14 protein-coding genes are annotated in these 13,684 nt (G+C 65.7%); 8 read left to right on the top strand and 6 right to left on the bottom strand.

Going from position 1 to position 13,684, the window contains the following annotated elements:
- Window positions 1-3: 3 nt before the first annotated feature.
- From AC2FNJ_RS15150 to AC2FNJ_RS15140, 3 genes are all read right to left on the bottom strand, one after another.
- On the bottom strand, window positions 4-630 hold the full coding sequence (locus AC2FNJ_RS15150; RefSeq protein ID WP_496765404.1) for a 3-oxoacid CoA-transferase subunit B: 627 nt from the start codon (window positions 628-630) through the stop codon (window positions 4-6).
- Between the two features lie 3 nt (window positions 631-633).
- The gene (locus AC2FNJ_RS15145; RefSeq protein WP_496765402.1) at window positions 634-1,338 is read right to left on the bottom strand and encodes a CoA transferase subunit A; all 705 of its coding nucleotides are present in this window, start codon (window positions 1,336-1,338) and stop codon (window positions 634-636) included.
- A gap of 126 nt (window positions 1,339-1,464) precedes the next feature.
- Window positions 1,465-1,890 (bottom strand): VOC family protein, encoded by a 426-nt coding sequence (locus AC2FNJ_RS15140; protein WP_496765401.1) that lies wholly within the window; start codon window positions 1,888-1,890, stop codon window positions 1,465-1,467.
- Window positions 1,891-1,955: 65 nt separating this feature from the next.
- Between AC2FNJ_RS15140 and AC2FNJ_RS15135 the strand changes: the two genes are divergently transcribed.
- Complete coding sequence (locus AC2FNJ_RS15135; protein WP_496765400.1) at window positions 1,956-2,534, top strand: TetR/AcrR family transcriptional regulator; 579 nt, start codon at window positions 1,956-1,958, stop codon at window positions 2,532-2,534.
- Here the strand turns inward: AC2FNJ_RS15135 and topA are convergent.
- From topA to tldD, 3 genes are all read right to left on the bottom strand, one after another.
- Entirely contained in the window at window positions 2,531-5,164 is a 2,634-nt protein-coding gene (gene topA, locus AC2FNJ_RS15130) for a type I DNA topoisomerase (protein WP_496765398.1), read from the bottom strand. The two genes, AC2FNJ_RS15135 and topA, sit on opposite strands and share 4 nt — an antisense overlap.
- A gap of 252 nt (window positions 5,165-5,416) precedes the next feature.
- Entirely contained in the window at window positions 5,417-6,571 is a 1,155-nt protein-coding gene (gene dprA / locus AC2FNJ_RS15125; protein WP_496765396.1) for a DNA-processing protein DprA, read from the bottom strand.
- Window positions 6,572-6,811: 240 nt separating this feature from the next.
- Window positions 6,812-8,233 carry a metalloprotease TldD gene (gene tldD, locus AC2FNJ_RS15120; RefSeq protein ID WP_496765395.1) on the bottom strand — a complete coding sequence of 474 codons (1,422 nt, stop codon included), beginning with the start codon at window positions 8,231-8,233 and terminating at the stop codon, window positions 6,812-6,814.
- Window positions 8,234-8,410: 177 nt separating this feature from the next.
- Here tldD and coxB point away from each other — a divergent pair, with 177 nt between their 5' ends.
- From coxB to thrC, 7 genes are all read left to right on the top strand, one after another.
- Entirely contained in the window at window positions 8,411-9,247 is an 837-nt protein-coding gene (gene coxB, locus AC2FNJ_RS15115) for a cytochrome c oxidase subunit II (RefSeq protein ID WP_496765393.1), read from the top strand.
- A gap of 89 nt (window positions 9,248-9,336) precedes the next feature.
- Window positions 9,337-10,281, top strand: coding sequence for a heme o synthase (gene cyoE, locus AC2FNJ_RS15110; RefSeq protein WP_496765392.1), 945 nt, complete (start codon window positions 9,337-9,339; stop codon window positions 10,279-10,281).
- The gene (locus AC2FNJ_RS15105) at window positions 10,278-10,439 is read left to right on the top strand and encodes a cytochrome c oxidase system small membrane protein (RefSeq protein WP_496765390.1); all 162 of its coding nucleotides are present in this window, start codon (window positions 10,278-10,280) and stop codon (window positions 10,437-10,439) included. Before cyoE ends, AC2FNJ_RS15105 begins: the two co-directional genes overlap by 4 nt.
- A complete protein-coding gene (locus tag AC2FNJ_RS15100; protein WP_496765388.1) occupies window positions 10,439-11,014 on the top strand; it encodes a cytochrome c oxidase assembly protein in 576 nt (191 codons plus the stop codon). Before AC2FNJ_RS15105 ends, AC2FNJ_RS15100 begins: the two co-directional genes overlap by 1 nt.
- Before the next feature lie 22 nt (window positions 11,015-11,036).
- The gene (locus AC2FNJ_RS15095; RefSeq protein ID WP_496765387.1) at window positions 11,037-11,852 is read left to right on the top strand and encodes a cytochrome c oxidase subunit 3; all 816 of its coding nucleotides are present in this window, start codon (window positions 11,037-11,039) and stop codon (window positions 11,850-11,852) included.
- Between the two features lie 174 nt (window positions 11,853-12,026).
- Window positions 12,027-12,695: an SURF1 family protein gene (locus AC2FNJ_RS15090; protein ID WP_496765385.1), complete on the top strand. Its 669-nt coding sequence runs from the start codon at window positions 12,027-12,029 to the stop codon at window positions 12,693-12,695.
- Between the two features lie 5 nt (window positions 12,696-12,700).
- The coding region (thrC, locus tag AC2FNJ_RS15085; RefSeq protein ID WP_496765384.1) for a threonine synthase at window positions 12,701-13,684 on the top strand (984 nt) is incomplete at its 3' end.

The following is a 13,684-nucleotide window of genomic DNA, read 5'->3' as shown; positions in this document are numbered from 1 at the left end:
CGATCAGCCGACGATGGTCGCCTCGGTCGCGGCGCGCATCTCCGCTTCGGAGACGCCGTCGGCCAGTTCCACGATCTTCAGACCGCCCTCGACCACGTCCAGCACCCCCAGGTTGGTGATGATGCGGTCCACCACGCCCTTGCCGGTCAGCGGCAGGGTGCATTCCTTCAGCACCTTCGAGTCGCCGTGCTTGTTGGTGTGGTCCATCACCACGATGACGCGGCCGACGCCGGCCACCAGGTCCATCGCGCCGCCCATGCCCTTGACCAGCTTGCCGGGGATCATCCAGTTGGCCAGATCGCCCTTTTCATCCACTTCCATCGCGCCCAGGATCGCCGCCGCGATCTTGCCGCCGCGGATCATCGCGAACGAGGTCGCGCTGTCGAAATAGGCCGTCCGGGCCAGTTCGGTGATCGTCTGCTTGCCTGCGTTGATCAGGTCGGGGTCTTCCTCGCCCTCATAGGGAAAGGGGCCCATGCCCAGCATGCCGTTTTCCGACTGCAGGGTGATGTCCTTGTCGCCCACATAGTTCGCCACCAGCGTCGGAATCCCGATCCCGAGATTCACATACATGCCGTCTTCCAGTTCCTCCGCCGCGCGCGCGGCCATCTGATTGCGGTCCCAGGGCATGGATCAAGCCTCCTCACGTTTGCGGGTGGTGCGCTGTTCGATGCGCTTTTCGTGCTCGCCCTGAATGATGCGATGCACGTAGATGCCGGGCAGGTGGATGCAGTCGGGGTCCAGCGACCCGCGCGGCACGATTTCCTCGACCTCGGCCACGCAGATCCTGCCGCAGGTCGCCGCAGGCACGTTGAAGTTGCGCGCGGTCTTGCGGAACACCAGGTTGCCGGTGTCGTCGGCCTTCCATGCCTTGACGATGGCCAGGTCGGCAAAGATCCCTTCCTCCAGGATATAGGTCTCGCCGTTGAACTCCTTGTGTTCCTTGCCTTCCGCGATCACCGTGCCGACGCCGGTCTTGGTGTAGAATCCGGGGATGCCCGCGCCGCCGGCGCGCATGCGCTCGGCCAGGGTGCCCTGCGGGTTGAATTCCAGCTCCAACTCGCCGCTCAGATACTGGCGCATGAATTCGGCGTTCTCTCCGACGTAGGAGCTGATCATCTTTTTGACCTGCCGGGTCTGCAGCAGAATGCCGATGCCGAAATCGTCCACGCCGGCGTTGTTGGACGCAAAGGTCAGGTCTTTGACGCCCGACTCCCGGATCGCTTCCAGCAGCAGTTCGGGAATGCCGCACAGGCCGAACCCGCCCGCCGCGATCAGCATGCCGTCCGACAGCACCCCATCCAGGGCCTCGGCGGCATTGGCATAGACTTTCTTCATGGAAAACTCCCCCAATGACCTGATGATTGCGCCGGTTGTGCCGCCGCGTCACGGCGAAGTCAATGAAACCGGTGGGGGGCAGGTATTTCTACGGATGGGGGCGGCCGGGCGCCGCCCCGTCCGGTTTCACGCCGGAAGGGCGTCGGCGCTGTATTGCGCCGCGAACTCGGCGCTTGGGGGGATCGGGGTGATCACGTCGATCAGAACCCCGTTCGGATCGCGCGTGATGAAGTGGCGTTGCCCGAAACCCTCGTCGCACAGCGGTTTGAGCATCGGCAGCCCGGCGGATTTCAAGCGGTCATACTCGGCGGCGGCGTCGGCGACCTCGAAGTTCAGGATGATGCCTCGGGCCGTTGCGCGCGCCTCGGCCGGAATTGTCTCGTGCCCCGCATCCAGGATCGCAAGGTTCACGGACGGGTCGGATTCGGATTGCAGGTGTATGTACCAGTCCGCCGCAAATGCGGGCCGGAACCCGAAATGCGCCTGATAGAAGGCGGCGGTGCCTTCAACGTCGGCGGTCTGTATGACGGGATAATACTGTGTCGTTTGCATCTTGCGCGTCCTTCAATAAACATACAGAGTGTATGTAAGTGGATATAAACATACAGGCTGTATGTATGCAAGAGAAAAAACCCGTTCCGAATGCCGACCGCAGCGCCGCGATGCGCGCGCGGCTGATCGAATGCGCGCGCACCCTGTTCGTGACCAAGGGCTATGCGGACACTTCGACGCCCGAAATCGTGCGCGCCGCCAAGGTGACGCGGGGGGCGCTGTATCACCATTTTCAGGACAAGCAGGATCTGTTTCGCGCGGTGGTCGCGGCCGAGGCCGAGGCGCTGGCCCGAACCATCGAGCAGGACGCGCAGACGGCCGGCCCGGATGCCATGACCGCCGGCAGCGACGCCTTCTTCCGCGCCATGTCCGTACCGGGCCGCGCCCGGCTGCTGCTGATCGATGGCCCTGCGGTTCTGGGTTTGGACGAAATGGCCCGGATCGATGCCGGAGGCGGGCGGCGCGCGCTGCGCGACGGTCTTTCGGCCGCAGCGCCGGGGCTGGATCCGGCCGAACTGGATGCTCTGTCAGATGCGCTGTCGGCCGCCTATGACCGCGCGGCGCTGGCCATTGCCCAGGGCGGCGACCCCAGGCCCTATGTCCGGGCCATGGCGCGGCTGATTGCGGCGGTCCGTTCGGACTAATCGCTTTTTGACGCGACCTTCTTTTTGGCGGCCGCCTTTTTCCGGCCGCCCTTCTTGGCCGCCTTCTCCGCGACCAGTTCCAGCGCCATCTCCAGCGTGACATCGGCGGGCTCGACACCCTTCGGCAGGGTGGCGTTGATCTTCTGCCACTTCACGTAGGGGCCATAGCGGCCATCCATCACGTTGACCGGGCCGCCGTCGGGATGCTCGCCCAGTTCCTTGAGCGGTTTCGCCGCCGCCCGGCCGCGCCCGCCGGGGCTGGCGCGTTTTTCGGCCAGCAATTCGACCGCCCGGTTCATCCCGATCTCGAACACGTCGTTCGGATCCTTGAGATTGGCATAGACCGGTTTCGCCTCGTCCGGCAGCTGGTGCATGATATACGGCCCGAACCGCCCGAAATTCGCGCTGATCATGCCGCCCTCGGGATGCTCTCCGATCTGGCGCGGCAGGCTGAGCAGGGTCAGCGCCTTGGCCAGGTCCATGTCGTCCCTGTCCCAGCCGCGCGGCAGCGACGCCCGCGGCGGCTTCTTGTTCTCGGGCGTCGCTTCGCCGCGCTGGACATACGGGCCGAAACGGCCGGATTTCAGCCAGATCTCGTCGCCCGCATCGGTGCCGAGCAGCCGGTCCTCGCCCTCGGCGCCCTCGCCGGCGATGGGGCGGGTATAGGTGCATTCGGGATAGTTGCCGCAGCCGACGAACCCGCCGGTGCGCGAGGTTTTCAGATGCAGACGCCCGACGCCGCATTTCGGGCAGATCCGCGGGTCCGACCCGTCCTCGCGCGGCGGGTAGAGTTGCGGCGCCAGCGCCTCGTCCAGCTTCTCCAGAACCTCCGAGATCCGCAGTTCCGAGGTTTCGCCGATCGCCGCCGAAAAATCGCGCCAGAACCCGGCGAGCAGATCCTTGTAGTCGCGGCTTCCGGCGCTCACGTCGTCGAGCTGTTCCTCCAGATTGGCGGTGAACTCGTACCCGACATATTGCCGGAAGAAGTTGAGCAGAAAGATCGTGACGATCCGCCCCTTTTCCTCGGGGATGAGCCGGTTCTTCTCCTTGCGGACATAGCCGCGGTCCTGGATCGTGGTCACGATCGAGGCATAGGTCGACGGGCGGCCGATCCCGAGCTCTTCCATCCGCTTGACCAGAGTCGCCTCGGTGTAGCGCGGCGGCGGTTGGGTGTGGTGCTGCAGGGCCAGAACGGCTTCGTTCTCGGACAGGATCGCCGACTTCGCCACCTTGGCGCCCTCGGTCACCTGCACCTCGCCGGTCGCCTTGGCGAACTGATCCGCCAGCGACTCGCGGGCGAACACCGCCTTTTCTCCCTGCATGATCTGCGGCAGGCGCTTGTCGTCCTCGTCGGCAACGTCGTCCCGGCCTTCCTCGTAGACCCGCATGAACCCGTCGAACAGCACGACCTGACCGGTCGCGCGCAGGCCGACCTGGCCATCGTCGCTGCCGATTTCGACCGTGGTGCGCTCCAGCCGCGCCGCCGCCATCTGGCAGGCGATGGTGCGCTTCCAGATCAGGTCGTACAGCTTGCGCTGATCCTCGTCGGTCAGTTTCAGCGCCTTGGCATCGCGCGTCATGTCTGTGGGACGGATGCATTCATGCGCTTCCTGCGCGTTCTTGGCCTTGTTCTTGTACATGCGCGGGCTGTCCGGCACGTAGTCCGCGCCGAACCGGTCCCGGATCGCATCCCGCGTTGCCATCACCGCCTCGGGCGCCATGTCGATGCCGTCGGTCCGCATGTAGGTGATGTGCCCGGCCTCATAGAGCCGCTGCGCCACGCTCATGGTCTGGCGCGTGCCCATGCCGAACTTGCGGCTGGCCTCCTGCTGCAGGGTCGATGTCATGAACGGCGCGCTGGGGTTGCGCGCGGCCGGTTTCGCCTCGACCGAGGTCACGCTCAGCGCGCGGCTGGTGATGGCCTGCACTGCCAGTTCGGCCTGGGTTGCATTGGCGATGTCGTGCTTGTCCAGCTTCTTGCCGGCCAGCGTGACCAGCCGCGCCTCATAGGTCTGGCCGCGCGGCGTTTCGAACAGCGCCTTGACCGACCAGTATTCGACCGGCTTGAAGGCCTCGATCTCCATCTCGCGCTCGACGATCAGCCGCAGGCAGACCGACTGGACCCGCCCCGCCGATCTGGCGCCGGGCAGCTTGCGCCACAGCACCGGGCTCAGGTTGAAGCCGACCAGATAGTCCAGAGCCCGCCGCGCCAGATAGGCTTCGACCAGCGGCATGTCCACCTGACGCGGGTTCTTCATCGCCTCGGCCACGGCATCGCGCGTGATCGCGTTGAAGGTGACGCGCCGGACCTCGGTATCCTTCCTGATCGAGCGCCGTTTCGTCAGCGCCTCCTGCAGGTGCCAGCTGATCGCTTCGCCCTCGCGGTCGGGGTCGGTGGCGAGGATCAGCGCATTGTCCTCCGCGAGCGCATCGGCGATCGCCTTGACGTGTTTGCGGCTGTCCGAGCTCACCTCCCAGGTCATGGCGAAATCGTGGTCGGGATCGACCGAACCGTCCTTGGCCGGCAGGTCGCGCACATGGCCATAGGACGCCAGAACCGTGTAGTCGGGGCCGAGGTATTTGTTGATCGTTTTTGCCTTGGCAGGGGATTCTACAACAACTACAGGCATTTAAATGAAAACCTCATTCGTCCGGCGTGCCGCTTTCTATGGCGGTGCAACATGTGGAGCACAAGGGGCGAATGTCAATCCGTTCCGTTTTGACGCGGCCGAAGGTCGGCGGGACCACCGGGTCCGGGCCCGGATTTCAGCCGCGTCTTGCCGCGCCCCAGCCCGAGTCCCGCGTGCATTGCGGGGCGTCGTCGCCCCCGGACTCGCTGCCGCCGGGCAGTCCGTGTTCGCCTTGGGTTCGTCCCCGGCCGATCATCCGATCCGCGACAGGAGCCCGCCCGCCTGACGCTGGATCTTGCCGTCCAGCTCCAGATCCACCAGGGCCGGGCCGACCTCGCCGGCGCTGGCCGACAGGTCGCGGATCAGCTGATCCTCGGCAAGCGGGGAGGGGCCGAGACGGTTCAGGATCTGCATGTGCAGATGCGCCGTTTCCCGCAGCCCGCGTTTCTGCGGCGGCGGGGGCGGCAGATCCGCCAGCAGATCCTTCAGCGGCTTTTGCGGTTCCATGGCCACCGGTTTGGGCAGGGCGTCGATCACGTCCTGCGCGTTGCGGACCAGATGAGCGCCGTCGCGGATCAGCAGGTTGCAGCCCGCCGCGCGAGCGTCGAACGGATGGCCGGGCACCGCCAGAACCTCGCGCCCCTGATCCAGCGCGTCCTGCGCGGTGATCAAGCTGCCGGATTTCGCCGCCGCCTCGACCACGACGACCGCCTGGGCCAGGCCGGAAATGATGCGGTTGCGGCGCGGAAAGTGGCGCGCCTGCGGTGTGGTGCGCAGCGGCTGTTCGGACAGCCTCAGGCCCCGTTGCGCGATATCGGCGGCGAGACCGGCGTTGTCCGCCGGATAGACCACATCGACCCCGCCCGCCATGACGGCCACCGTTCCGGTCGCCAGCGCCGCGACATGCGCCGCCGTGTCGATTCCGCGGGCCAGCCCCGAGACCACCACGAACCCCTCGGCGCCCAGATCGTGGGCCAGCCCCCGCGCCATGCGGGTGCCCAGCGAGGAACAGTTGCGCGCCCCGACCATGGCGATCATCGGCCGGGTCAGCAGGTCGGTCTCGCCGATGGTCCACAGAACCGGCGGCGCGTCCGGCAGATCGCAAAGCGCCTTGGGATAGCCGGCTTCGCCCAGGCACAAAAGCCGCGCGTTGACGGCTTTTGCGGCCTTGAGCTCTGCCTCGATCACGCCGGGCGGGCATGTTTCATACCCCTCGACCCCGGCAGCGCGCGCCACTTCGGGCAACGCGGCCAGCGCGTTCTGCGCCGTGCCATGCTCGCTCATCAGACGCCGGAACGTTGCCGGCCCGACCCTGCGCGAGCGCAAAAGACGGAGCCACGAAAACCGATCCTCTTCCGTGGTGGGTGGGAGTGGGGGGTGATTGGAAGAAAGCTGCTCCTCGGTCATCCGTCGCTCCGCCAGTTGCAAAACTGGTTTACGCGCCGCGGCGTTAACAGCCGGTGAATCGAGAAGAATTTGTTGCGGTTTCTACGGGTCTCGCGTGGAGGCTCCCGTTAAATGACTGACAAATAATGGTAAAACAAGCCTGATCCCCGCCGCCGCACCCCCGCCGTCCCTCGGCCGCTCCGCGAATCGAGCCCGCCGCGGTTAACCCTGCGCCACCCGAGTCGCGGCCCGCCGGACCGGTCAGGCCGCCGATCCGCCGACCGTCAGCCCGTCCATCAGCACGGTCGGCTGGCCCACGCCCACCGGCACCCACTGGCCGTCCTTGCCGCAATTGCCCATGCCGGGGTCCAGCGCCATGTCGTTGCCGAGCCCGCGAATCCGCTGCAAGGCCGAGGGACCGTCCCCGATCAGCGTCGCCCCCTTGACCGGGGCGCCGATCCTGCCGTTCTGGACTCGATAGGCTTCGGTGCAGGAAAACACGAACTTGCCGTTGGTGATGTCCACCTGTCCGCCGCCGAATCCCACCGCCCAGATGCCGTCCTTGATGTCGGCCACCAGCTCCGCCGGATCGGCATCGCCGCCCAGCATGATCGTGTTGGTCATGCGCGGCATCGGCGCATGGGCATGGCTCTGGCGGCGGCCGTTGCCGGTCGGGGCGGTGCCCATCAGCCGCGCGTTCTGGCGGTCCTGCATGTACCCGGTCAGGATGCCGTCCTCGATCAGCACCGTGCGCGCGCCGGGCGTGCCCTCGTCATCCACCGTGATCGACCCGCGCCGGTCCGGGATCGTGCCGTCATCCAGAACCGTCACCCCCTTGGACGCGATGCGCTGCCCCATCAGCCCGGCAAAGGCCGAACTGCCCTTGCGGTTGAAATCCCCCTCCAGCCCGTGCCCGATCGCCTCGTGCAGCAGGATGCCGGGCCAGCCGGGGCCAAGCGCCACTTCCATCACCCCGGCCGGAGCGGGAACGGCATCGAGATTGACCAGCGCGATCCGCAGCGCCTCGCGGGCCTTGGCCTGCCAGTCGGCCGGATCGATCAGCCCGTCCAGCCCGACGCGGCCGCCCCCGCCGGCCGAGCCGCTTTCGCGCCGGCCGTCCTGTTCGACGATCACCGACACGTTCAGGCGCGTCATCGGCCGCACGTCGCGCACATGCACGCCGTCGGGGCGCAGGATCTCGACCTCCTGCAGGCTTGCCGCCAGCACCGCGCTGACCTGCACGACCCGCGGATCCAGATCGCGGGCAAAGGCGTCGATCGCGCGCAGGGTCTCGATCTTGACGGGAAATCTGGCCGACTCGATCGGGTCGTCATCGCCGTACAGCCGGGTGTTGGTGGCGCGCGGCGGTTCCGCCAGGGTGCCGCCGCCATCGCCGACCGCCAGCCGCGCGGTCTCGGCCGCGCGCCGCAGCGCCGGGATCGAGACATCGGTGGAATGGGCGTAGCCCGAGACCTCGCCCTGCACCGCCCGCAGGCCGAATCCCTCGGACGCGTCGTAAGAGGCGCTGCGCAGCCGCCCGTCGTCAAAGACCAGCGCCTCGGACTTGCGCCGCTCGACGAACAGTTCGCCATCCTCCGCCCCGGCCGTGGCCGACCGCAGGATCGCCAGCGCCTCATCCTGCGGCAGCGCGGTCTCGAAGGGGCGAAACGGGTCCTGGGGCATGGTTCGAGGCCTTTCCGATTTGATCCAGATCAAAAATAGCGTCCGTTTGACGCAAGCATTTTGCTTTATCTAGTCCCCGGAATATGATTTCTAACGCAGCCAAAGACAACGGGCGGGGTGTGACCTGATTCACGTCCCCCTGTCAGGGACGCAAAGATCAAACGATCAGGACAGAAAATGAAGAACGCTTTGACGCTTTCGGGGCTTTTCGCAGCCCTTTCGAGTCTGCCTGCCATGGCTCAGGAGCTTGAGACCATCGGCAAACCCACTCCCGGCGGCCTGGGCTTCCAGCCGGCGGCGACGGAGCTCGCGCGCGACCTGCAGTCGCTGGACGGACTGATCCTCGTCATCATCACCGCAATCTGCATCCTGGTCGGCGTTCTGCTGCTCTACTGCATCGTGCGCTACAACCGCCGCGCCAATCCCGATCCGGCGCAGTTCTCGCACTATACGCCGGTCGAGATCGCCTGGACTGTCGGCCCGATCATGATCCTCGTGCTGATCGGCGCCTTCTCGCTGCCGGTTCTGTTCAAGCAGATGGAAATCCCCGAGGCCGACGTCACCATCAAGGTGACGGGATACCAGTGGTACTGGGGCTATGAATATGTCGATGAAGGCTTCGGCTTCGAAAGCTTCATGCTGGAAAAGGACGCGCTCGCGGAACACGGCTACAATCCCGACGAATACTTGCTGGCCACAGACACCGCCGTCGTGGTTCCGGTGGGCAAGATCGTGGTGATGCAGGTCACAGGCGCGGACGTGATCCACTCCTGGACCATTCCCTCCTTCGGCGTCAAGCAGGATGCCGTGCCCGGCCGCCTGGCAGAACTGTGGTTCAAGGCCGACAAGGAAGGCATCTATTTCGGCCAGTGTTCCGAGCTGTGCGGCAAGGACCACGCCTATATGCCGATCACGGTCAAGGTCGTGAGCGAAGAGGCGTATGACCAGTGGCTGACCCAGGCGAAAGAGGAATACGCCGGGATTCCGCAGCCTTACCGGGTTGCGTCGAACTGAGTTGACGAAGGGCGGGGCCGGTCCCCGCCGCGTGAAGATGATGTCGGGTGCGCGGGCTCTGCGCACCTTTCGCCGCCAAGGGACGCAAGATGAGCGACGCGAGCATCAATGCCAGCACGGTCCGGACGGACGAGGCCGGTTTCGGCGACTACTTCGCCCTGCTGAAGCCGCGGGTGATGTCGCTGGTGGTGTTCACCGCGCTGGTCGGCCTGCTGGCCGCGCCGGTGCCGGTGCATCCGGTGATCGGGTTCTGCGCCATCCTGTTCATCGCAGTGGGCGGCGGCGCCTCGGGCGCGCTGAACATGTGGTGGGACGCCGATATCGACAAGGTGATGAAGCGCACCCGGAACCGCCCGATTCCCGCCGGCAAGATCGAACCGGGCGAGGCGCTGGCGCTGGGCCTGGCGCTGTCGGGGTTCTCGGTGATCATGCTGGGGCTGGCGACCAACTGGTTCGCGGGCGCGTTCCTGGCCTTCACGATCTTCTTCTACGTCGTCGTCTACACGATGTGGCTCAAGCGGACGACGCCGCAGAACATCGTCATCGGCGGCGCGGCCGGGGCGTTCCCGCCGGTCATCGGATGGATCGCGGCCACCGGCACGATGTCGGTCGAACCCTGGCTGATGTTCGCCCTGACCTTCATGTGGACGCCGCCGCACTTCTGGGCGCTGGCCCTGTTCATGCGCTCGGATTACGACGATGCCGGCGTGCCGATGCTGACAGTCACCCATGGCCGCCGCGCCACCCGGACGCACATCCTGGTCTATACCGCGCTGCTGGCGCTGCTGGCCGTGGGCACCGCGTTCTCGGATATCGGCGGGCCGGTCTATCTCGCGGTGGCGCTGGTCATGAACGGCCTGTTCCTGCACGGCGCCTGGAAGATCTCGCGCCGGACCGAGGCGGATGCCGAGGCCGACAATTTCAGGACCGAACGCACCTTCTTCAAGCTCTCGCTGCTCTATCTCTTCCTGCATTTCGGCGCCATCCTGGCCGAGGCGCTGCTCAGGCCCTACGGGCTGGGAGGCTGGGCATGAGCCTGCGCAAGACACATGAGCTGCACCAGCGCCGCTTTGGCCGCAACCTGGGTCTGGCCCTGACGCTGGCGGCCTTCATCGTCATCATCTTCGGTCTGACCGTGGTCAAGGTCACACGCGGCGATTTCGAGCCGCCAAGGGGAGAGGTCCAGTACTGATGGCACTCAAGGGTCCGCAAAAGACGGTGCTGCAACTGGTGAGCGTGGTCGTCGTCATGGGCGCGCTCGCCTGGGCGGCGGTGCCTTTCTACAACTGGTTCTGCCGCGTCACCGGTTTCGGCGGCACCACCGGCGTGGCCGAACAGGCGTCGGACACGGTGCTGGATCAGACCATCACCGTGCGGTTTGACGCCTCGAAGGAACGCGGGATGCCGTGGGAGTTCACGCCCGTCGAACGCGAGATGACGGTGCGCATCGGGGATACCGGGCTGGCCTTCTACGAGGCGTACAACCCCACCGACAAACCGGTTGCCGGCCAGGCGTCCTACAACGTGACGCCCTATTCGGCCGGTGGGTATTTCCAGAAGATTGCGTGCTTCTGCTTCGAAGAGCAGGTGCTGCAACCGGGCGAGCGGGTCGAAATGCCCGTGACCTTCTTCGTCGATCCCGAAATCGTCGAAGACCCCGAAGCCAAGTATGTGCATACGATCACGCTGTCGTATACATTCTACGAAATCGACCTGCCCGAAGGCTATGCCGCCCTCGACGCGCAGGCGGAAACGAACACGAACTAATGCCTGTAGGTGAGGGACGCTGATGGCACACGCGAAAAACCATGACTACCACATTCTGAACCCGTCCATCTGGCCGTTCATCGGCGCCGTGGGCGGCTTCGTGATGCTGTTCGGAGCCGTTCTCTGGATGCACGGGATCACGCCGTGGATGTTCTGGGCCGGTCTGGTGGCCGTTCTCTACACCATGTTCGCCTGGTGGTCGGATGTCGTGGCCGAAAGCCGCGCCGGCGATCACACGCCGGTGGTCCGCATCGGCCTGCGCTACGGCTTCATCCTGTTCATCATGTCCGAGGTGATGTTCTTCTTCGCCTGGTTCTGGTCCTTCTTCAAGCATCGCATGTATCCGATGCAGGACTACGTGGGCACGGAATACGTCGCGCCGGATATCCACGCGGTGGACCCGTTCCACCTGCCGCTGATCAACACGCTGATCCTGCTGCTGTCGGGCTGCGCCGTGACCTGGGCGCACCACGCCTTGGTGCACGAAAACGACCGCAAGGCGCTGGTGAACGGCCTGGCCATCGGGATCGTTCTGGGGATCCTGTTCACGGCGCTGCAGGCGTTCGAATACTATGAACTGCTGGCGCATGGCGGATGGGAATTCGGCGGCGACCAGTTCTATTCGAACTTCTTCATGGCCACCGGCTTCCACGGCGCGCATGTGATCATCGGGACCATCTTCCTGACCGTCTGCCTGCTGCGCGCCATGCGCGGCGACTTCACGCCCGAAAAGCACGTCGGCTTCGAGGCGGCGGCCTGGTACTGGCACTTCGTCGATGTCGTCTGGCTGTTCCTGTTCTTCGCCGTCTACATCTGGGGCCAGGCCCCGTTCCTCTGACGGCCGGTCTTCAGGTCGGAAATCGGGAAAAGCCGCTTCCGGGCGGCTTTTTTCGTTCCCCGGCACCGGCAACATTGCAACCGATACAATTGCACGGTTGCAATCCCGCGGGTTCCGACCGTAACAAGACGCCGGTTCGCCGCGAGCCTCCGATCAACGAGAAATGGACCGATCATGCGCCGCCTCCTGTTCCTGCTGATCTTCGGCCTGGCCGGGCTGGCGGTGCTGCTGGCGCTGGGCACCTGGCAAGTCCAGCGCCTGGCCTGGAAGGAGGCGCTGCTGGCCGATATCGACGCGCGGATCGGCAGCGCGCCCGTCGCCCTGCCGCCGCAGCCGGACCCCGAGGGCGACCGCTATCTGCCGGTCCGGGTCTCGGGCGAGGTTCTGCCCGGCGAATTGCACGTTCTGGTCTCGGTCAAGCAGGTCGGCCCCGGATACCGCATCATCGCGCCCTTCCGGGTGGGGGATCGGACCATTCTGGTGGATCGCGGGTTCGTGCCGACCCCCGACAAGCAGGCCCGCCGCAGCACCGGTGAAATGGAGATCACCGGCAACCTGCACTGGCCGGACGAGATCGACGGCTTCACGCCCGAGCCCGACCCGAACGCGAACATCTGGTTCGCCCGCGACGTGCCCGCCATGGCGGCGCAGTTGGGAACCGATCCGGTCCTGCTGATCGCGCGCAGCCGGACCGACCCCGGCGTGACGCCGCTGCCGGTGGATACCGCCGGCATTCCCAACGACCACCTGCAATACGCCATCACCTGGTATGGCCTGGCCCTGGTCTGGGCCGCCATGACCGCCTATTTCCTGTGGCGCGGCCGCGCCAGATCCGAAAGCTGAGGCCCATGAAATACATCTCGACCCGCGGGCAGGCGCCCGAGCTGAGCTTCGACGACGCGATGCTGACCGGTCTGGCCCGCGACGGCGGCCTGTACCTGCCCGCCGAGATCCCGGTGCTGAGCCGGGACGAGATCGCCGCGCTGGCCGGGCTGCCCTATGAAGAGATCGCCTTCCGCGTCATGTGGCCCTATGTCAGCGGCGCCTTCACCGAGGACGACTTCCGCACCATCATCGCCCGCGCCTATGCGGGCTTCGGCCATGCCGCCCGTGCACCTCTGAAGCAACTGAACGAAAACCACTTCCTGCTGGAGCTGTTCCACGGGCCGACCCTGGCCTTCAAGGATTTCGCCATGCAGCTGATCGGCCAGCTGTTCCAGGTGGCCCTGAAACGGCGGGGCGAGCGCGTCACCATCGTCGGCGCCACCAGCGGCGACACCGGCTCGGCCGCGATCGAGGCGTTCCGGGGGCTGGACGCGGTCGATGTGTTCATCCTGTTCCCGCATGGCCGCGTCTCCGAGGTGCAGCGCCGCCAGATGACCACGCCCGCCGACAGCAACGTGCACGCGCTGGCGGTGGACGGGGATTTCGATGATTGCCAGGCCGCACTCAAGGACATGTTCAACGATTTCGATTTTCGCGACGGTGTGAAGCTGGCGGGCGTGAACTCGATCAATTTCGCCCGCGTTCTGGCGCAGATCGTCTATTATTTCTCGGCCGCCACCAGCCTCGGCGCGCCGCACCGCAAGGTCAGCTTCACGGTGCCCACGGGCAATTTCGGCGATATCTTCGCAGGCTATCTGGCCAAGCGCATGGGCCTGCCCATCGACCGGCTGGTGGTGGCCACCAACCAGAACGACATCCTGCATCGCTGCCTGGCGGGGCAGGGCTATTTCAAGGGCGACACGATCCCGTCGATCAGCCCGTCCATGGACATTCAGGTCAGCTCGAACTTCGAACGCGCGCTCTACTATGCCTATGGTCAGGATGGC

This window comes from Ruegeria sp. BHSB196 (assembly GCF_059613135.1).
Note: the sequence above shows the minus strand (reverse complement) of the source record. Positions and strands in the feature narration are given on the sequence as shown.

Excerpts from the sequence above, each read along its gene's own strand:
- AC2FNJ_RS15150 (WP_496765404.1), bottom strand. The coding sequence starts at position 630 with ATGCCCTGGGACCGCAATCAGATGGCCGCGCGCGCGGCGGAGGAACTG.
- AC2FNJ_RS15145 (WP_496765402.1), bottom strand. The coding sequence starts at position 1,338 with ATGAAGAAAGTCTATGCCAATGCCGCCGAGGCCCTGGATGGGGTGCTG.
- AC2FNJ_RS15140 (WP_496765401.1), bottom strand. The coding sequence starts at position 1,890 with ATGCAAACGACACAGTATTATCCCGTCATACAGACCGCCGACGTTGAA.
- AC2FNJ_RS15135 (WP_496765400.1), top strand. The coding sequence starts at position 1,956 with ATGCAAGAGAAAAAACCCGTTCCGAATGCCGACCGCAGCGCCGCGATG.
- topA (WP_496765398.1), bottom strand. The coding sequence starts at position 5,164 with ATGCCTGTAGTTGTTGTAGAATCCCCTGCCAAGGCAAAAACGATCAAC.
- dprA (WP_496765396.1), bottom strand. The coding sequence starts at position 6,571 with ATGACCGAGGAGCAGCTTTCTTCCAATCACCCCCCACTCCCACCCACC.
- tldD (WP_496765395.1), bottom strand. The coding sequence starts at position 8,233 with ATGCCCCAGGACCCGTTTCGCCCCTTCGAGACCGCGCTGCCGCAGGAT.
- coxB (WP_496765393.1), top strand. The coding sequence starts at position 8,411 with ATGAAGAACGCTTTGACGCTTTCGGGGCTTTTCGCAGCCCTTTCGAGT.
- cyoE (WP_496765392.1), top strand. The coding sequence starts at position 9,337 with ATGAGCGACGCGAGCATCAATGCCAGCACGGTCCGGACGGACGAGGCC.
- AC2FNJ_RS15105 (WP_496765390.1), top strand. The coding sequence starts at position 10,278 with ATGAGCCTGCGCAAGACACATGAGCTGCACCAGCGCCGCTTTGGCCGC.
- AC2FNJ_RS15100 (WP_496765388.1), top strand. The coding sequence starts at position 10,439 with ATGGCACTCAAGGGTCCGCAAAAGACGGTGCTGCAACTGGTGAGCGTG.
- AC2FNJ_RS15095 (WP_496765387.1), top strand. The coding sequence starts at position 11,037 with ATGGCACACGCGAAAAACCATGACTACCACATTCTGAACCCGTCCATC.
- AC2FNJ_RS15090 (WP_496765385.1), top strand. The coding sequence starts at position 12,027 with ATGCGCCGCCTCCTGTTCCTGCTGATCTTCGGCCTGGCCGGGCTGGCG.